The sequence below is a fragment of the Flavobacterium sp. ASW18X genome, assembly GCF_005144745.1.
Lineage (GTDB): Bacteria > Bacteroidota > Bacteroidia > Flavobacteriales > Flavobacteriaceae > Croceivirga.
In genome coordinates this window covers 46,949-64,459 of sequence record NZ_SWKK01000010.1, presented here as the reverse complement: position 1 = coordinate 64,459, position 17,511 = coordinate 46,949, and the positions used below count along the sequence as shown (strand labels likewise).

At 37.3% G+C, this 17,511-nt stretch carries 12 protein-coding genes; 4 read left to right on the top strand and 8 right to left on the bottom strand.

All coding sequences use genetic code 11. The features are described from left to right. Window positions 1-8: 8 nt before the first annotated feature. The 4 genes from gcvT to thrA all read right to left on the bottom strand — a co-directional run bounded on the left by gcvT (window position 9) and on the right by thrA (window position 5,824). Window positions 9-1,091, bottom strand: coding sequence for a glycine cleavage system aminomethyltransferase GcvT (gene gcvT / locus FBT53_RS08230; protein WP_136950704.1), 1,083 nt, complete (start codon window positions 1,089-1,091; stop codon window positions 9-11). Window positions 1,092-1,155: 64 nt separating this feature from the next. Beyond that, a complete protein-coding gene (gene thrC, locus FBT53_RS08225; RefSeq protein WP_136950703.1) occupies window positions 1,156-2,454 on the bottom strand; it encodes a threonine synthase in 1,299 nt (432 codons plus the stop codon). 2 nt (window positions 2,455-2,456) lie between these two features. Further along, the gene (locus FBT53_RS08220) at window positions 2,457-3,380 is read right to left on the bottom strand and encodes a homoserine kinase (protein ID WP_136950702.1); all 924 of its coding nucleotides are present in this window, start codon (window positions 3,378-3,380) and stop codon (window positions 2,457-2,459) included. Between the two features lie 2 nt (window positions 3,381-3,382). After that, on the bottom strand, window positions 3,383-5,824 hold the full coding sequence (gene thrA, locus FBT53_RS08215) for a bifunctional aspartate kinase/homoserine dehydrogenase I (protein WP_136950701.1): 2,442 nt from the start codon (window positions 5,822-5,824) through the stop codon (window positions 3,383-3,385). A 257-nt stretch (window positions 5,825-6,081) separates the two neighbouring features. Here thrA and FBT53_RS08210 point away from each other — a divergent pair, with 257 nt between their 5' ends. Beyond that, window positions 6,082-7,626, top strand: coding sequence for an NAD(P)H-hydrate dehydratase (locus tag FBT53_RS08210; RefSeq protein ID WP_136950700.1), 1,545 nt, complete (start codon window positions 6,082-6,084; stop codon window positions 7,624-7,626). Window positions 7,627-7,641: 15 nt separating this feature from the next. Beyond that, a complete protein-coding gene (locus tag FBT53_RS08205) occupies window positions 7,642-8,013 on the top strand; it encodes a hypothetical protein (protein WP_136950699.1) in 372 nt (123 codons plus the stop codon). A 181-nt stretch (window positions 8,014-8,194) separates the two neighbouring features. Here FBT53_RS08205 and FBT53_RS08200 read toward each other — a convergent pair whose 3' ends face one another. Beyond that, window positions 8,195-8,599, bottom strand: a complete 405-nt coding sequence (locus FBT53_RS08200; protein WP_136950698.1) for an STAS/SEC14 domain-containing protein — start codon at window positions 8,597-8,599, stop codon at window positions 8,195-8,197. Between the two features lie 187 nt (window positions 8,600-8,786). Then, entirely contained in the window at window positions 8,787-11,342 is a 2,556-nt protein-coding gene (locus tag FBT53_RS08195) for an ATP-dependent Clp protease ATP-binding subunit (RefSeq protein ID WP_136950697.1), read from the bottom strand. Between the two features lie 257 nt (window positions 11,343-11,599). Here FBT53_RS08195 and gyrA point away from each other — a divergent pair, with 257 nt between their 5' ends. Beyond that, window positions 11,600-14,176 carry a DNA gyrase subunit A gene (gene gyrA / locus FBT53_RS08190; protein WP_136950696.1) on the top strand — a complete coding sequence of 859 codons (2,577 nt, stop codon included), beginning with the start codon at window positions 11,600-11,602 and terminating at the stop codon, window positions 14,174-14,176. Between the two features lie 40 nt (window positions 14,177-14,216). After that, window positions 14,217-15,464 (top strand): tetratricopeptide repeat protein, encoded by a 1,248-nt coding sequence (locus FBT53_RS08185; RefSeq protein ID WP_136950695.1) that lies wholly within the window; start codon window positions 14,217-14,219, stop codon window positions 15,462-15,464. A 68-nt stretch (window positions 15,465-15,532) separates the two neighbouring features. Here FBT53_RS08185 and FBT53_RS08180 read toward each other — a convergent pair whose 3' ends face one another. Beyond that, entirely contained in the window at window positions 15,533-16,285 is a 753-nt protein-coding gene (locus FBT53_RS08180) for a C40 family peptidase (RefSeq protein ID WP_136950694.1), read from the bottom strand. Between the two features lie 9 nt (window positions 16,286-16,294). Continuing rightward, on the bottom strand, window positions 16,295-17,470 hold the full coding sequence (locus FBT53_RS08175) for an acetyl-CoA C-acyltransferase (protein ID WP_136950693.1): 1,176 nt from the start codon (window positions 17,468-17,470) through the stop codon (window positions 16,295-16,297). Window positions 17,471-17,511 lie beyond the last annotated feature (41 nt).

The following is a 17,511-nucleotide window of genomic DNA, read 5'->3' as shown; positions in this document are numbered from 1 at the left end:
GTTTCTGTTTACACTTTATAAAATGGTAACTTAACCACTTTTGCAGGTACGGTTTTCTTCCGTATTTGTATTTCTATTGTAGTATCTTCTTTTGCCAGTGCAATAGGCACGTAACCTAAACCAATACCTTTATTTAAAGACGGGGACATGGTGCCAGATGTAACATTACCCACAGTTTCCCCTTCAGAAAGAATAGCATAGCCTTGTCTGGGTATTGCTTTTTCTAACATTTCAAAAGCAACCAATTTTTTGTGTACACCTTCTTCTTTTTGTCGTTTTAATGCCTCTGAGTTTACAAAATCTTTGTTGAATTTGGTTATCCATCCTAAACCAGCTTCTAGCGGAGATGTAGAGTCATCAATATCGTTACCATACAAGCAATAGCCCATCTCTAGGCGTAATGTATCTCTTGCTGCCAGGCCTATCGGTTTAATTCCGTAGGCTTTACCGGCCTCAAAAACTTTATCCCAAACTTGTTGTACTTCAGAATTTTTGCAATAAATCTCAAATCCACCAGAACCAGTATAGCCTGTAGCGGAAATAATTACATGCTCAATGCCAGCAAAATCACCTACCACAAAATTGTAAAATTTAATAGCGGATAAATCATGAGAGCTCAAGCTTTGCATGGCTTCTACAGCTTTGGGACCTTGAATAGCTAAAAGGGAGTAATCTTCAGAGATGTTCCTCATAGTGGCGCCAAAATCTGCATTGTAGGCAGATATATGGTTCCAGTCTTTTGCTATGTTAGCTGCGTTGACTACTAGTAAATAGGTTTCTTCCTTAATTTTATATATAATTAAATCATCTACAACGCCACCAGCCTCATTAGGCATGCAACTATATTGAGCTTTACCAATGGCAAGTTTGCTAGCATCATTAGAACTTACTTTTTGGATTAGAGCGAGCGCGTTAGGGCCTTCAATTAAGAACTCTCCCATGTGCGATACATCAAATACACCTACACTTTGGCGCACTGTTTCGTGTTCAGCATTTACACCTTCATAAGAGACAGGCATTTCATAGCCTGCAAAAGGTACCATTTTAGCACCTAAGGCAATGTGTGTATCGTTTAAGGCAGTTTTTTTCATTAGTTACAATATTAGTCGCTGCAAAAGTATTAAAACTAAAGAAGTAAATATTGCAGATGTTTGGTTAACCTTTTATCAAGAATGCTTTTAACTCTTCATATGTTTTTAATTGAGTTGCAACCTTTTTACCGTCCATAACTTTTGCTATTTGTGCAGGTATCTTTGGTGTTAAGCCTAAAGTTTCTTGTACAACGGGTAAAAATTTAACTGGGTGTGCAGTTTCTAAAAATATACCGTAGGTATTTGGGTGTTGCTCCTTAAATTTCTTTAAACCTAGGTAACCCACGGCACCATGGGGGTCTGCTACATAGCCTGTTTCTTGGTATAGTTTTTTCATGGCAGCTCTAGTTTCTTTGTCCGTAAATGAATAGGAAGAAAAAACTTTTGAAAGTTCGTTGAACTGATTGCCATATAATTTTTGAATACGAATAAAATTACTAGGGTCACCAACATCCATAGCGTTACTAATAGTTGCTATGGAGGGTTTAGGTTGATAGTCACCTTGACTCTCCATAAATTGTGGTACCACATCATTTACGTTCGTCGAGGCCACAAAATTTTTGACAGGCATACCCAATTTTTGAGCAACCATACCTGCACAGATATTTCCGAAATTACCAGAGGGTACAGAAAATACTAATTCTTTTCCTTCTTTTTTAGCCTGTTTATAGGCAAAAAGATAATATAACAATTGCGGTAACCAACGCGCGACATTAATACTGTTTGCAGATGTAAGCTTGCGTACACTAGTTATTTCTTCATCTAAGAATGCAGTTTTTACCATGCTTTGGCAATCGTCAAAAACGCCGTCTACTTCTATTGCTGTGATATTTTGACCTAATGTGGTCAGTTGTTTTTCTTGAATCTCACTTACCTTTCCGCTAGGGTAAAGGATAACTACTTGTACACCTTTTACTCCCAGAAATCCGTTGGCGACAGCGCCACCGGTATCACCAGATGTAGCCACTAAAACAGTGACTTCTTCTTCATTACCTTCAGAAAAATAGCCAAGGCAATTCGCCATAAAACGAGCACCAACATCTTTAAAAGCCATGGTAGGTCCATGAAAAAGTTCTAATGTGGCTATATCAGTTTCTAGTGGTACTACAGGGAAATCAAAATCTAAAACGTCTGCTAATATTTCTCTAAGTTTTTGATTGGGTATTTCATCACTTACAAATTGATGTATGGCATTAAAAGCAATTTCTTCCTTAGATAGGTTTTCAATATTCTTAAAAAAAGATTCAGGTAGTGGTGTAATTTCTTCTGGAAAATACAACCCTTTATCTGGTGCAATCCCTGCGATTACTGCCTCTCTAAAAGTTGCGGTATGCTGGTTGTTATTTAAGCTGTAATACTTCATGATTATGCAATTGTGCGAACTCCTTTAGTTGCTATTTTAGAAACGTGAATATCAAAATCAATTCCCGTTGTACTGTATATTTTTGTCATGGCATCTGCCACTTTTTTGGCTATTTGCTCACCTTCGCTTAAAGCAAAAATAGAAGGGCCAGAACCAGATATACCAGCGCCTAGGGCTCCTGCTTTTTTAGCAGCTTGTGTTACATTGGCAAATTCTGGAATGAGAATGGAACGTATGGGTTCTATTATATGGTCTTCTAAAGACCTGCCAATAAGCTCGTAGTCATTTGTAAATAGGCCTGCAACTAAACCACCCACATTACCCCATTGTTTAATTCCTTGTGTTAATGAAAACGTATTTTTTAAAATTTTACGAGAATCTGCAGTTTTAATTTCTATCTGTGGATGAATAACGGTAGCATAAAGAGCTATAGGAGTTGGAATAGGAATAACATCTAAAGGTTCATAACTCCTTACTAAGGTAAATCCTCCAAATAGGGCTGGTGCTACATTGTCTGCGTGTGCCACGTTACTGGCTAATTTTTCGCCTTGCATGGCAAAGGTAACCAGTTCTGATAAGGTAAAGGGATTGCCCAATAACATATTCATCCCAGCTACAGCCCCAGCAGAACTTGCAGCGCTGCTACCAATTCCGCTTCCTGGTTTTATTTTTTTGTGAATTTCTATTTCAAATCCACCTTTATAGTTAGCTTTTTCTAATAGGGCTAAGCCGGCAACACCAGCGACATTTTTTTCTGTAGTTAGAGGTAAATCCTGTCCAGTTATTTTGCTGATTTTAATACCGGGTTCTTCCGTTTTACGGACTTTCATGGTGTCACCTACACTGTCTAACGCTAAACCTAGAACATCAAATCCGCAGGAAACATTGGCAATGGTTGCTGGGCAAAAAATGTGTACTTCTTCCATGCTTAAAAATTTCCTATTCTAACAATGTCTGCAAAAATTCCAGAAGCGGTTACATCTGCTCCAGCGCCTGCACCTTTAATAATTAAAGGTTGCTGCGGATAACGTTCTGTATAAAAAAGGACAATGTTATCACTACCTTCTAGGTTGTAGAAATCATGGCCTTGTGGAATTTCTTGTAAGCCTACTTTGGCTTTGCCATCTTCAAATTGAGCAACATACTTTAGCTTGCAATTTTTATCTGCTGCGCTTTTGTATAACTTTTGAAAATCTGATTCGAATTTAACTAAAGAGGCAAAAAAGTCCTCATTGCTAGAAGTTTGCAGACTTTCTTCTGGAAGAAACGAATTGTTCTCAATATCTTCTAATTCTAATTGATAACCACTTTCGCGGGCAAGAATTAAAATTTTACGGGCTACATCTACACCACTTAAATCTATGGTTGGGTCTGGCTCGGTATACCCTTGTTCTTGTGCTTGTTTTACTACATCATGAAAAGTAGTACTATTATTAAAATTATTAAACACAAAATTTAAACTACCAGATAGCACAGCTTGTATTTTCTTTACTTTATCACCAGATACAATAAGATGTTTTAAAGTGTCTAAGATAGGAAGGCCTGCTCCAACGTTTGTTTCGAAAAGGAAGGGCGCGTTGTATTTTTTTGCTAATTGTTTTAAAGACAAATAGTTTTGGTATTCACTAGAACATGCAATTTTATTGCAGGTAACTACAGAAATACTGTTACTTAAGTAGTCGCTGTAGGTGCTAGCAATTTCTGCATTGGCCGTATTATCTACAAAAATGCTGTTTCTTAAGTTTAATTCTTTTACTTTCTGTATAAAGGCAGCCCTGTCTGTTTTCTCCCCAGCATCCAAAGCAGTCTTCCATTGCGTTAAGGCAATACCTCCCTCATCAAAAATCATTTTTTTAGAGTTAGAGATGCCAATAACCCTAACATTGAGTTTTAATTCCTTTTTTAGGTATTTATGCTGTTGCTCTAGCTGGGCCAACAATTTAGAACCTACATTACCGCAGCCCATTACAAATAAATTGAGCTGTTTTGTGTTTTCTTCAAAAAAAGCTTCGTGTAAAGCATTCAATGCTTTTTTAATATCTACTTTGTTAATTACGGTAGAAATATTTCGCTCAGAAGCACCTTGAGCAATAGCTCTGATATTCACGTTGTTTTTACCTAGGGTAGCGAACATTTTACCACTTAAACCTTGGTGACTTTTCATATTATCACCAACTAAAGCAACAATAGCTAAGTTAGACTCTACAACTACAGGGTGTAATTTGTTAGAAGCAATTTCGTATTCAAAGGCTTCGTTTACCGCTTGTACGGCTTTTTCCACATCTTTATCGGCAATACCAATACAAATAGAATGCTCAGAAGATGCTTGGGTTATTAAAACAACGCTAACACCAATAGTAGAAATAGTCTCAAAAAAGCGTTTAGAAATACCAGGAATACCAACCATGCCAGGCCCCTCTAAAGATAACAAGCTAATATGCTCTATATGACTTATACCCCTTACCGTTTTGCCACCACCATTGGTGTTTTTAGTGATGAGTGTGCCTTCTTTTTCTGGTTCAAAGGTATTTTTAATTATAATAGGAATTTGCTTATGTAATACCGGTTGTATGGTTGGTGGATATATAACTTTTGCTCCAAAATGCGAAAGTTCCATCGCTTCTTCATAAGAAATATGGGTAACACACTTAGCTTGTTTTACCAGTTTTGGATTGGCAGTAAATAAACCACTCACATCAGTCCAAATCTCTAATTTTTCTGCTTCTAGCGCTGCGGCTATTATTGCAGCGGTATAATCAGACCCACCACGACCTAATGTAGTGGCATCGCCCTTGGCAGTTGCAGCTACAAAACCTGGTACTACCGTAATTTGATGGTTTTGATCCTTAAAAAAGGATTGGCATACTGCGTTGGTGGTTTTAAAATCTACACTAGCATTGCCAAAATTTGCGTTGGTAACAATCAATTCCCTGCCACTTTTTAAACTCGCATCTAAACCTTCTGTTTTAAAATATTCACTAATGATGTAAGAAGAAAGTAGTTCTCCATAACTTACTACTTTATCTGATAAACGTGAGGTAGTTTCGCCAATCAAAAAAGCTCCTTCTAACAGTGTTTCAAGTTCATTTAGTTCACTCTTAACCTTACTTATAATACTACTTTGGGCGGTTACAGGAAATAGGGTTTTAATAGCATCAAAATGTCGTGCTTCAATTTGAGCAATTACTTCTCTATAACTTACATCGCCAGAGGCAGCTAGTTCTAAGGCATTTAATAATAAATCTGTTACGCCACCAAAGGCAGAGACAACCACAACCTGTTTATCTTGATTGTTTGCTATTATGGATTTTACGCGTTGTATGTTGGGTGCATTGGCTACCGAAGTACCACCAAATTTTAAAAGTTTCATTAGGGATGAATATTAAATTCTAAAAAAAAATAAATACGTGAACAGACGAAAATTATATATACAGACTACCCCAAAGGGGTGGTAGTGGTAATCGTAGTTTGGGTCGATTTACCATTGGATAGGAAAGTTTTTATGTCCGATTGATTAAATTGCATCGTTCATTTGTGTGTATCAAATGTAGTGTATACCAAAAGTGCATCAAACACGTTTGTGTAATTTTTACGATTTTAATAATTAATCAATCCCTTTCTTAGAAAATGAAGATATTATCTGCCCAACAAGTACATGACGCTGACGATTATACAATCAAGAAATATGGTATTTCTAGTGATATACTGATGGAAAGGGCTGCGGACCAATTATTTAATTGGTTGCATAGTAGGTTGCAAGGTGGTCCTGTAAAATTACATTTGTTCTGCGGTATTGGCAATAATGGTGGTGATGGGTTAGCTCTTGCTAGGATGCTTAAGGAGCATGGTTATAACATGGAAGTTTACGTAGTGAAGTACAGTGAAAAACGTTCTAAAGATTTTTTAATAAATCTAGACCGCTTAAAAGACCGTAAACTCTGGCCAGAATTTATAGATGAAACTTTGCATTTGCCAGAAATTGGTAAAGATGATATTGTTATAGATGCCATTTTTGGAATTGGTCTAAACAGAGACCCAGAAGATTGGGTATTACAAGTAATACAACATATTAATAACGCCAACGCATTTACCCTGGCAGTAGATATACCTTCTGGTTTGTTTATGGATAGGTTGCCCACCAAACCAGAAAATGTGGTGCAAGCAGACTTTGTGTTGTCTTTTCAAACACCAAAGTTGCCTTTTTTCTTGCCGCAAACTGCGCAACATTTAAACCATTGGGAGTTGCTAGACATCGGTTTGGACCCCGAATATATTTATAACCTGCCAACCGCCTTTGAGTATCTAGGTAAGCCAGAAATTGCTCCACTATACCAACCTAGGTTGAAATTTTCCCATAAGGGAAATTATGGTCACGTTGCCGTGGTTGGTGGCAGTTATGGAAAAATAGGGGCTATACAATTAGCAAGTAAAGGTGCTTTACAGGCAGGAGCAGGTTTGGTAACCGCCTATGTTCCTAAATGCGGATATATACCTCTACAAACGGCAATACCAGAGGTGATGGTGATGACAGACACCAAAGAGGATTGTATTTCTGAAATTAAAGTGCCAGAAAAAGTCAATGTTGTTTGTATAGGTATGGGTATGGGGCAGGATCAGGGTACTCAAAAAGCATTACATTCCTTTTTAAAAACTAACAAATTACCCTTGGTGCTAGATGCAGATGCTATAAACCTATTAGCTAATCAAGAAGATTTTTTAGGTTTAATACCAGAAGGCAGTGTTTTTACGCCACATCCTAAAGAGTTTGAGCGATTAGTAGGACCATGGAAAGACGATTTTGATAAGGTTGAAAAGGGAAAACTCTTTTCTAAAAAATACAACTGTATTTTGGTATTAAAGGGAGCGCATACCATAACCTTTGCTAACGGTGTGGGGTTTGTAAATTCTACAGGTAATCCTGGTATGGCTACAGGTGGCTGCGGAGATGTTTTGGCTGGGATGATTGCAGGTTTACTTGCGCAAGGATATAGTAGTTTAAAAGCTGCAATAATGGGCGTTTATTTACATGGATTAGCAGCTGATGTTGGTGTAAATGCCAGTGGTTTTGAAGCCTTTACTGCCTCGCAATTAGTGGATAATATTGGTAATGCTTTTTTAGAATTATTTAAAAGGGAACAACCTGCTACACAAGAAGCTGATAAGACTGAATGATAAGTTGTGCTGGTTATGCGTAAGATTAAAGATTTTTTAAACGGCCAAACAGGTGTTTTAATACTCTTTTGGACTTTGTTGGCATGGTCTGGGTACAAGGCGTTTAAAACAGATTTACATCTTAAATACTATCCCCAATACAGTATTGCTAAATGTACAGGGATTGAGTATCAAAATTCTAATACTTTTATGAACTATTATTTTTATGTTAATGGGGAAAAATACAAAAGTTCCTATTATTTAGGGGATAATTACAGTGCTTTGGAAATTGGTGGTTATTACCGTGTAAAATATTCTAGTAAGGACCCCAGAATAAATAAATTAAATAAAAATATACGCTTTACAGATACGCTTTTTATAAAAGAAGCGGGTTTTAATCTTAAATAAAAATATGAAAACTGTACTAATAAATATTTGATGCTATCTCCCAGCGCTATCTTACCTTTTGTACGCTAGAGTATATAAAGAAAAAAGTAACGGCTTTGATTTTACAGAACTTTTGATAGTTATAGTATTAGCTTTTGTTGGAGATGTAATCTCAAAAAGATTAATTGCAAAAGATAAATAATTACTTCTTTGCTTTTACTCTTTTTTTAGCCCACGCCACAGCGTTGTCATACTCTATAAAGAACTCCATACACTTTTTATAGAAAAGCTTTTCTATTTTAAAATTATGCATGTCTATTTCTTTTTTAGAAACTATAGCTAGCGCAACAAGGTTGTCTAAACCTCTAAGATAGGTGTAGATAATGGGGTCTATAGCGTAAGAGTTCTTGCGATTGCTGATATAAGCAAAGTTTTTGTCTCTAAAATGTATTTCTGATATTCCAATTAATTGGTACACGCGCTCAAGGGTTAAGGTAGCCCCTTCATTAAAATGTGCAACTAAATAATTGTCAAAAACCTGTATAATACCAATATCCAGGTGGTATTCACGGACAACCACCTGTTTTTTTCCCGTCCCTAACTTCATTAAATCTTAATATAGTGTTCTCGTTAACAAAAGTAGATGGGTAGGGCTGTCTGCTGAAATAAATTAGATTAACGGTAAGTTTCTACTGATTACTGTTAAAATTTAATAGGGTGATATAAATTTAACAGAATTGTGCGCATAAAAAAAGGGAGTCTTTTGACTCCCTTTACTATCAAATTAAAATATATTACTCTTTAGTTTCAGAAGATTTTTCTGCTTTCTGAATTTTAATCGTCAGCTCTTCTGTCTTTTTATCCAAATCCATAAAAATGCTATCACCCTCATCAAGATTAGAGTTTACAATTTCTTCTGCTAATGCATCTTCAATGTATTTTTGGATAGCTCTTTTTAGCGGTCTGGCGCCATATTGCTTATCAAAACCTTTGTCTGCAATGTAGTCCTTGGCCTCTTCTGATAATTGCAAGTCGTATCCAATACTTTTGATACGCTTGTACAACTTATTTAATTCAATATCAATGATTTTGTGTATGTCTTCTCGTTCTAAGGCGTTGAATACAATTACATCATCAATACGATTTAAAAATTCTGGAGCAAATGCCTTCTTAAGTGCATTTTCTATCACACTTTTTTGGTGACTATCTGCCTGTGCTTTTTTAGAGGCTGTACCGAAACCAACACCTTGACCAAAATCTTTAAGCTGTCTAGCTCCAATATTAGAAGTCATGATGATGATGGTATTTCTAAAATCTATTTTTCTACCTAAACTATCGGTAATAAAACCATCATCCAATACCTGTAAAAGCATGTTGAAAACATCTGGATGGGCTTTTTCTACTTCGTCTAAAAGCACTACGGAGTAAGGCTTTCTACGCACTTTTTCTGTCAATTGCCCGCCTTCTTCATAACCTACGTAGCCTGGAGGTGCACCAACTAATCTAGAAATAGCGAATTTTTCCATGTATTCGCTCATGTCTATGCGGATTAACGCATCTTCAGAATCAAACAACTCTCTAGCCAAAACTTTAGCTAGCTGTGTTTTACCTACACCAGTTTGTCCTAAAAAGATAAAAGAGCCAATAGGTTTGTTGGGGTCTTTTAAACCTGCACGGTTACGTTGAATAGCTTTGGCCACTTTCTGTACCGCTTCGTTCTGACCAATTACGAAATCCTTTATATGATTTGGTAATTCTGCCAATTTATTGCTTTCTGTTTGTGCAATCCTATTTACAGGAATACCACTCATCATACTAACAACATCAGCCACATTGTCTTCAGAGACCGTTTCTCTATTTAATTTGCTTTCTTCTTCCCACTGTTGTTGCGCCGTAGCAAGGTCTTTTTCTAAACGTTTTTCATCATCCCGTAATTTAGCAGCTTCTTCATACTTCTGCTTTTTAACTACGCTATTTTTCAATTCCCTTACATCTTCTAGTTGCTGTTCTAGCTCTAAAATTTGTTTGGGAACATCCATATTTACAATATGCACACGGGAGCCTGCTTCGTCCAAAGCATCTATTGCCTTATCTGGTAAAAAGCGGTCTGTCATGTACCTGTTGGTAAGGTTAACACAGGCCTTTATAGCATCGTCTGTATACGTTACATTGTGATGGTCTTCATATTTACCTTTGATGTTCATCAAAATCTCTACAGTTTCCTCAACACTTGTAGGTTCTACCATAACCTTTTGGAACCTTCTTTCTAAAGCGCCATCTTTTTCTATATACTGACGGTATTCATCTAGGGTAGTAGCGCCAATACATTGAATTTCCCCACGTGCCAACGCTGGTTTAAACATGTTAGAAGCATCCAGACTACCTGTTGCTCCACCAGCACCCACAATGGTGTGAATTTCGTCTATAAAAAGAATAATGTCATCATTCTTTTCTAGTTCATTCATCACAGCTTTCATTCGCTCCTCAAACTGTCCGCGGTACTTAGTACCCGCAACTAAAGAAGCTAAATCTAGTGTAACCACCCGTTTGTTGTACAAAATCCTAGATACTTTTTTGTTGATAATACGCAATGCTAAACCTTCTGCAATAGCGCTTTTACCAACACCTGGTTCCCCAATTAATAGAGGATTGTTCTTTTTACGTCTACTCAATATTTGAGAAACACGTTCTATTTCTTTTTCACGACCAACAACGGGGTCTAGCTTATTGTCCTCTGCAAGTTTGGTTAAATCTCTTCCAAAATTATCCAAAACAGGAGTCTTAGATTTTTTGTTGGATTTAGCCTGACCCGCAGAACCAAAAGTACCTTCCTTAGAATCGCCCAAATCATCTGGCTCTCCCGGGAAAGATTCTGCCCTTGTATTGTCTAAAAAGTCGTCATCGCTTGTTATCATAGACTTAAATTGCTCCTTAACATTATCATAATCCACTTTTAGCTTGTGTAAAAGTTTGGTAGTAGGGTCGTTCTCGTTTCTAAGTATACATAGTAACAAGTGCGCCGTATTGATAGAGGAGCTTTGAAACAACTTAGCTTCTAAGAAGGTTGTTTTCAGGGCTCTTTCTGCCTGTCTGGTTAAATGTAAATTCTTTTTGTCTTTTTGTGCTGAACCAGAATTCGGATTAGCAGGGCTTAAAATCTCTACTTTCCTCCTCAAATGATCCAAGTCCACATCTAGAGCATCTAAGATGTTGATGGCCTTACCATTGCCGTCTCGCAATAGTCCAAGCATAAGGTGCTCGGTACCAATAAAGTCGTGCCCTAATCTAAGAGCCTCTTCTTTACTGTAAGCAATCACATCTTTTACTCTTGGTGAGAAATTATCATCCATAGCTTATCTTTTCCGAACTAAAATTAATAAAAGTATTACAACCATGTTCAAATACCGTACCCATAATCTATAAAGATTTGGGAAATTGTGAGATTTGGCAGCATTTTGTATAAACTTTAACGGTTTTATGGGTTGTTTTATTGGCAAGCAAAGTGTTAATAATTTTTTTAATAAACAAGTTTGCAGATTCTCACAAAGGCGCAATTTTTGGTATATTGCCACGATATTTTAACCTCAATAAAATTTAGCATTTACTTATGGCTGAAGGAGAAAAGTTAATACCGATTAACATCGAAGATGAAATGAAGTCTGCCTACATTGATTATTCAATGTCGGTCATTGTGTCACGTGCACTGCCAGATGTTAGAGACGGTCTTAAACCTGTACACCGTAGAGTGCTCTTTGGAATGCACGAACTAGGTGTAAGGTCTACAAGTTCACATAAAAAATCTGCTCGTATCGTTGGTGAGGTTTTAGGTAAATACCACCCACACGGCGATACATCTGTATATGATACCATGGTACGTATGGCTCAAGAATGGAGTTTGCGTTACATGTTGGTAGATGGTCAGGGTAACTTTGGTTCTGTAGATGGCGATAGCCCTGCAGCAATGCGTTACACCGAAGCCAAAATGCGTAAGATTTCTGAAGAAATGCTTGCGGATATTGATAAAGAAACCGTAGACCATCAATTAAATTTTGATGATACATTAAAAGAACCTACAGTACTACCAACCCGTATTCCTAATTTATTGGTAAATGGTGCTTCTGGTATTGCGGTGGGTATGGCAACGAATATGCCTCCACACAACCTGTCAGAAGTGGTAGATGGTACTGTAGCTTATGTGGATAACCCAGATATAGAAATAGATGAGTTAATTACACATATTAAAGCACCAGATTTCCCTACCGGAGGTACAATTTACGGTTATGATGGTGTAAAAGAAGCTTTCCACACAGGCCGTGGACGTGTTGTGATGCGTGCAAAAGCCTCTTTTGAAGAAGTGCAAGGCAGAGAGTGTATTGTCGTTACAGAAATTCCTTATCAGGTAAATAAGGCAGACATGATTAAAAAGACTGCCGAACTTGTTAACGATAAAAAGATAGAAGGTATTTCTACTATTCGGGATGAATCGGATAGAAAAGGAATGCGAATTGTATACATATTAAAGCGAGATGCTATTCCAAACATCGTTCTAAATATGCTATACAAATACACGGCGTTACAATCTAGTTTTAGTGTTAACAATATAGCTTTGGTTAACGGCCGTCCGCAATTGTTGAACCTAAAAGAAATGATACATCACTTTGTAGAACACAGGCATGAAGTGGTGGTGCGCAGAACACAATACGAGCTTAGGAAGGCAGAAGAGCGTGCGCATATTTTAGAGGGTTTAATTATTGCTTCAGACAATATTGATGAGGTGATTGCTATTATCCGTGGGTCTTCTAATGTAGAGGAAGCTAGAAATAGCTTGATGGAGCGTTTTAAATTAAGCGAAATACAGGCTAAGGCAATCGTAGAAATGCGATTGAGACAGTTAACGGGTCTAGAGCAAGATAAGCTTAGAGAAGAGTATGATGAATTGCTAAAAACCATAGAAGACCTTAAAGATATTCTTGATAAGAAGGAGCGCAGGATGCAAATTATCAAGGAAGAATTATTAGAAGTTAAAGATAAGTATGGTGACGCAAGACGCTCAGAAATCAATTTTGCTGGGGGTGATTTAAGTATAGAAGATATGATTCCGGATGAGCAAGTGGTGATTACCATTTCTCACGCGGGTTACATCAAAAGAACTTCGTTATCAGAATATAAAACGCAGAATAGAGGAGGTGTAGGACAAAAAGCATCTAATACAAGAAATGAAGATTTCTTAGAGCACTTGTTCGTGGGTACCAACCACCAATATATGTTGTTCTTTACCCAAAAAGGAAAATGTTTCTGGATGCGTGTTTATGAAATTCCAGAAGGGAGTAGAACTTCTAAAGGTAGAGCAATACAAAACCTAATTAATATAGAGACAGATGATAAGGTAAAGGCTTTTATTTGTACTCAAGATCTTAAGGACGAAGCGTATGTAAATAGCCATTTTGTAATCATGGCAACTAAGAAAGGTACTGTTAAAAAGACTTCTTTAGAGCAGTATTCTAGGCCAAGACAGAATGGTATTAACGCCATCACTATTAAGGATGGAGACGAGTTGTTAGAAGCTAAATTGACCACAGGTACTAGTGAAATCTTTTTAGGATTAAAATCTGGTAAAGCTATTCGTTTTGAAGAAAGCAAAACACGTCCAATGGGTAGAAATGCCTCTGGGGTGCGTGGTATTACCTTAGCTGACGATAATGATGAGGTAATAGGTATGGTTTCTGTAAATAATTTTGAAGATAATATTCTTGTAGTTTCAGAAAATGGCTATGGTAAAAGATCCGATATAGAGGATTATCGCGTAACTAATAGAGGTGGTAAAGGAGTAAAAACGATATCTATTACGGAAAAGACTGGTGGATTGGTAGCTATTAAAAATGTGACCGATTCTGATGACCTTATGATTATTAACAAATCTGGTATTGCAATCCGCTTAAGTGTAGAAGACCTACGTGTTATGGGTAGAGCAACACAAGGAGTTCGCTTAATAAATTTAAAAGGGAAAGATGCCATAGCTGCTGTTGCTAAAGTGATGAAAGACGAAGATGCCGTAGACGAGACAGATGTCTTGGATATGGAGGTCAAAGAAGAAGATGGCACGGCAATTGATAATAAGACAGACGAAAACGGTTCTGAAGAACAATCCTCACCGGAAGGGAATGATGATGAATCAAAGGAATAATAAATAAACACTAAATATTTAATTACAACAAGTACAGAAAATGAAAGGTAAAATGTTAATACTACTTGCTATGGGAGCTTCTCTAGCAGGTTTTGCCCAAAAAGACGAAATAAAGACCGCTGCAAAAGCCATGAAAACTGGTGATGCTGCAGGTGCTAAAACAGCATTAATGGCTGCTTCTGGAAGCATTTCTGGTGCTGACGAGAAAATGCAGGCCCAATATTACGCTTTGTTAGGTGATGCGCATGCAAAATTATCTGAGTTTAACCCAGCCATAGAAGCTTACAAGAAAACCTTAAGTATAGAGGAGAAAACAGGTAAGCAAAAATATAGTGCAGAGATTAAACAAAAAATGTCTCAAATGACTGCAGATTTAATTAATTCTGCAGTAGAAGATAACAGCAATAAGGATTTTAAAACTGCTGCAGAAAAGCTTTACCAAGCGTATACGTTAAGTCCTAAGGATACCATCTATTTGTATTACGCGGCTTCTAGTGCGGTGCAAGTTGGTCCAGATAATTATGATCAAGCTATACAGTATTATGAAAAGTTAAAAGAAATTAATTATGATGGTAGCGGTGTAAAGTATACGGCGGTTAATGTTGCCACAGGTGAAGTAGAAGAGTTAGATAAGTCTACAAGAGATTTATATGTAAAGGCGGGTACACACAAGGACCCTAAAGAAGAAAAAACCGAATCTAAAAGAGCTGAGGTAGTTAAAAATATCGCACTTATATACCAACAACAAGGTAAGAATGAGGAAGCTTTAGCAGCTTACGAAGATGCTATTGCAAGTAATCCTGATGATGTAAATTTGGTGCTTAACAAAGCAAACCTTTACTATAGTATAGGTGAGAAAGATAAGTTTAAAGAGTTGATGGCTCAGGCTTCTGCTATGGATCCAAATAATCCAGATTTGTTATATAACATTGGTGTAATTAACATGGAGCAGGGCGATTTAGAAGGTGCGAGAGCAGCTTATGAAAAAGCTTTGGAAATAGATCCAAACTACATCAACGCTATGTTAAACTTGTCTACGTCTTACGTAAATGAAGGTAACGGACTTATAGATGAGATGAACAATTTAGGTACTTCTAGAGCGGACACTAAAAAGTATGACGAGTTAAAAGCTAAGAAAGATAGCCTGTTTAAAAAAGGAGCTCAAATCTTGGAAGATGCTTTGGTAAAGAATCCAGATAATGAAGGTATTTTATCACAACTTAAAAACATTTATGGTGCTTTAGGTGATAATGATAATTTCATGAGAATTAAAGGGATGATGGAGTAATCCTGATACACCTTATAAAAAAAGCCTCGATTTAAAATCGAGGCTTTTTTTATACATAATAATTTGCCTTATAGAATTTTTTTAATCACCCGTAATTGGTGAGAATATCTATTTTCTTCCGTGTTAAAAATACCAGTATGGTCAATACGGTCTATGCGTACTTTACCATACGCATGGATAATATAATTGTCTTTTAAAATGATACCCACGTGATCTATAATACCATCAGTATTGTCAAAAAAGGCTAAATCTCCAGGTTCACTTTCTTCTATAAAACTTAAAGCATCTCCTTGTCTGGCTTGTTCTTGTGTGGTACGCAAAAGATTAACGCCATTTAGTTTATAAACCATTTGGGTTAAACCTGCGCTATCAATACCTATTGGGGTTTTGCCACCCCATAGAAAAGGAGCGTTTAAGTACATAAATGCAGTATTGACCAAATTTGTTCGATTCTTGGTTGTTATTACTTCTTCTTCCTCGTATTTATGATTTAAAAGGGGAGCAATGTCTAACCTAGAACCTAATACAATAGGGCAGAGCATATCATCCTTAGTGGCAATATAGGACAGTAAATCTTGTGATAACGTAGGTTGTGTTACAGCATCTAAGGTAAGGAATGTTTCCTCATTTATTTTAGTTAGTTGTCGGTTGTCTAACCAACCTTCACAACCGTCTGCTATCAACTGTATTCTACTCCAAAATTTACGTTCTTCTTTAATTTTAAAATGATCACCATATAATATTTGGGTTATCATCTCAGAAGAATTATCTGGTGCAATCCTTAAGGGAGCAACACTTAAATGCCCTAAGCCATACTGCATCAATCTAAATTATAAGCGTTCTACAACTAGGGCAGAGGCACCGCCACCACCATTACAAATTCCGGCAGCACCTAACTTGGCGTTATTCTGCGCTAAAACATTTAATAACGTTACTACAATGCGTGCACCTGAACAACCTAATGGATGCCCTAAAGAGACCGCACCACCGTTTACATTAACATTGGAGTCTGTTAACCCTAAAAGTTTCATGTTAGCCAAACCTACTACGGCGAAAGCTTCATTAAATTCAAAATAATCAATAGCATCAATACTTACACCAGCTTTAGCTAAGGCCTTTGGTAATGCTTTTGCGGGAGCAGTTGTAAACCACTTAGGTTCTTGAGCGGCATCCGCATAACCTCTTATTTTAGCTAAGGGTTTTAAGTTAAGTTCTTTTGCTTTCTCAGCACTCATTAACACAAGGGCAGCAGCACCATCATTAATGGTAGATGCATTGGCGGCAGTTACTGTACCATCCTTGGTAAATGCAGGGCGTAAAGCAGGTATTTTGTCCATCTTTACATTCTTGTACTCTTCATCTTCACGTATTACTAGTGCATCTCCTCTGCGTTGCGGTACTTCTACAGGGACCACTTCGTCCTTAAACTTGCCTGCTTGCCATGCTGCAGCAGAACGGTTGTAAGATTGTATGGCAAAAGTGTCCTGGTCTTCTCTGCTAAACTCGTATTTATCAGCACAAGCATCTGCACAAACACCCATTGCGGTTTGGTCATAAACATCTACTAGTCCGTCTCTTTGCAGACCGTCTACTAAGGTAGAAGGGCCAAACTTTGTGCCTGTTCTCATATGAACATAATGTGGAATTTGACTCATATTTTCCATTCCACCAGCAACAACAATATCAGCATCTCCTAAAGCAATAGACTGTGCGGCTTGCATTATGGTTTTCATGCCAGAAGCACAAACCTTATTTACGGTTGTACAGGGTACAGTATCTGGAATCCCAGCATAAATTGCAGCTTGTCTGGCAGGAGCTTGCCCCGTTCCTGCTTGCACCACATTCCCCATGAGCACCTCTTGCACAGCATCTGCTGCTAGATTAATTTTATCTAAGGCCCCCTTAATAGCAACGGCGCCTAATTTTGGTGCTGGGACAGTGGATAATGCACCCATAAAACTGCCAATTGGAGTGCGGACAGCGGACACGATTACAACTTCTTTCATTAAATTCAGTTTTGTGCCACGAAAATACTAAATTTAAGTGC

What these genes read in the sequence shown, in the direction of transcription:
- FBT53_RS08195 (WP_136950697.1), bottom strand. Translation starts at nt 11,342, where the DNA reads ATGGATGATAATTTCTCACCAAGAGTAAAAGATGTGATTGCTTACAGT.
- thrA (WP_136950701.1), bottom strand. Translation starts at nt 5,824, where the DNA reads ATGAAACTTTTAAAATTTGGTGGTACTTCGGTAGCCAATGCACCCAAC.
- FBT53_RS08210 (WP_136950700.1), top strand. Translation starts at nt 6,082, where the DNA reads ATGAAGATATTATCTGCCCAACAAGTACATGACGCTGACGATTATACA.
- FBT53_RS08185 (WP_136950695.1), top strand. Translation starts at nt 14,217, where the DNA reads ATGAAAGGTAAAATGTTAATACTACTTGCTATGGGAGCTTCTCTAGCA.
- FBT53_RS08180 (WP_136950694.1), bottom strand. Translation starts at nt 16,285, where the DNA reads ATGCAGTATGGCTTAGGGCATTTAAGTGTTGCTCCCTTAAGGATTGCA.
- FBT53_RS08175 (WP_136950693.1), bottom strand. Translation starts at nt 17,470, where the DNA reads ATGAAAGAAGTTGTAATCGTGTCCGCTGTCCGCACTCCAATTGGCAGT.
- thrC (WP_136950703.1), bottom strand. Translation starts at nt 2,454, where the DNA reads ATGAAGTATTACAGCTTAAATAACAACCAGCATACCGCAACTTTTAGA.
- gcvT (WP_136950704.1), bottom strand. Translation starts at nt 1,091, where the DNA reads ATGAAAAAAACTGCCTTAAACGATACACACATTGCCTTAGGTGCTAAA.
- gyrA (WP_136950696.1), top strand. Translation starts at nt 11,600, where the DNA reads ATGGCTGAAGGAGAAAAGTTAATACCGATTAACATCGAAGATGAAATG.
- FBT53_RS08205 (WP_136950699.1), top strand. Translation starts at nt 7,642, where the DNA reads ATGCGTAAGATTAAAGATTTTTTAAACGGCCAAACAGGTGTTTTAATA.
- FBT53_RS08220 (WP_136950702.1), bottom strand. Translation starts at nt 3,380, where the DNA reads ATGGAAGAAGTACACATTTTTTGCCCAGCAACCATTGCCAATGTTTCC.
- FBT53_RS08200 (WP_136950698.1), bottom strand. Translation starts at nt 8,599, where the DNA reads ATGAAGTTAGGGACGGGAAAAAAACAGGTGGTTGTCCGTGAATACCAC.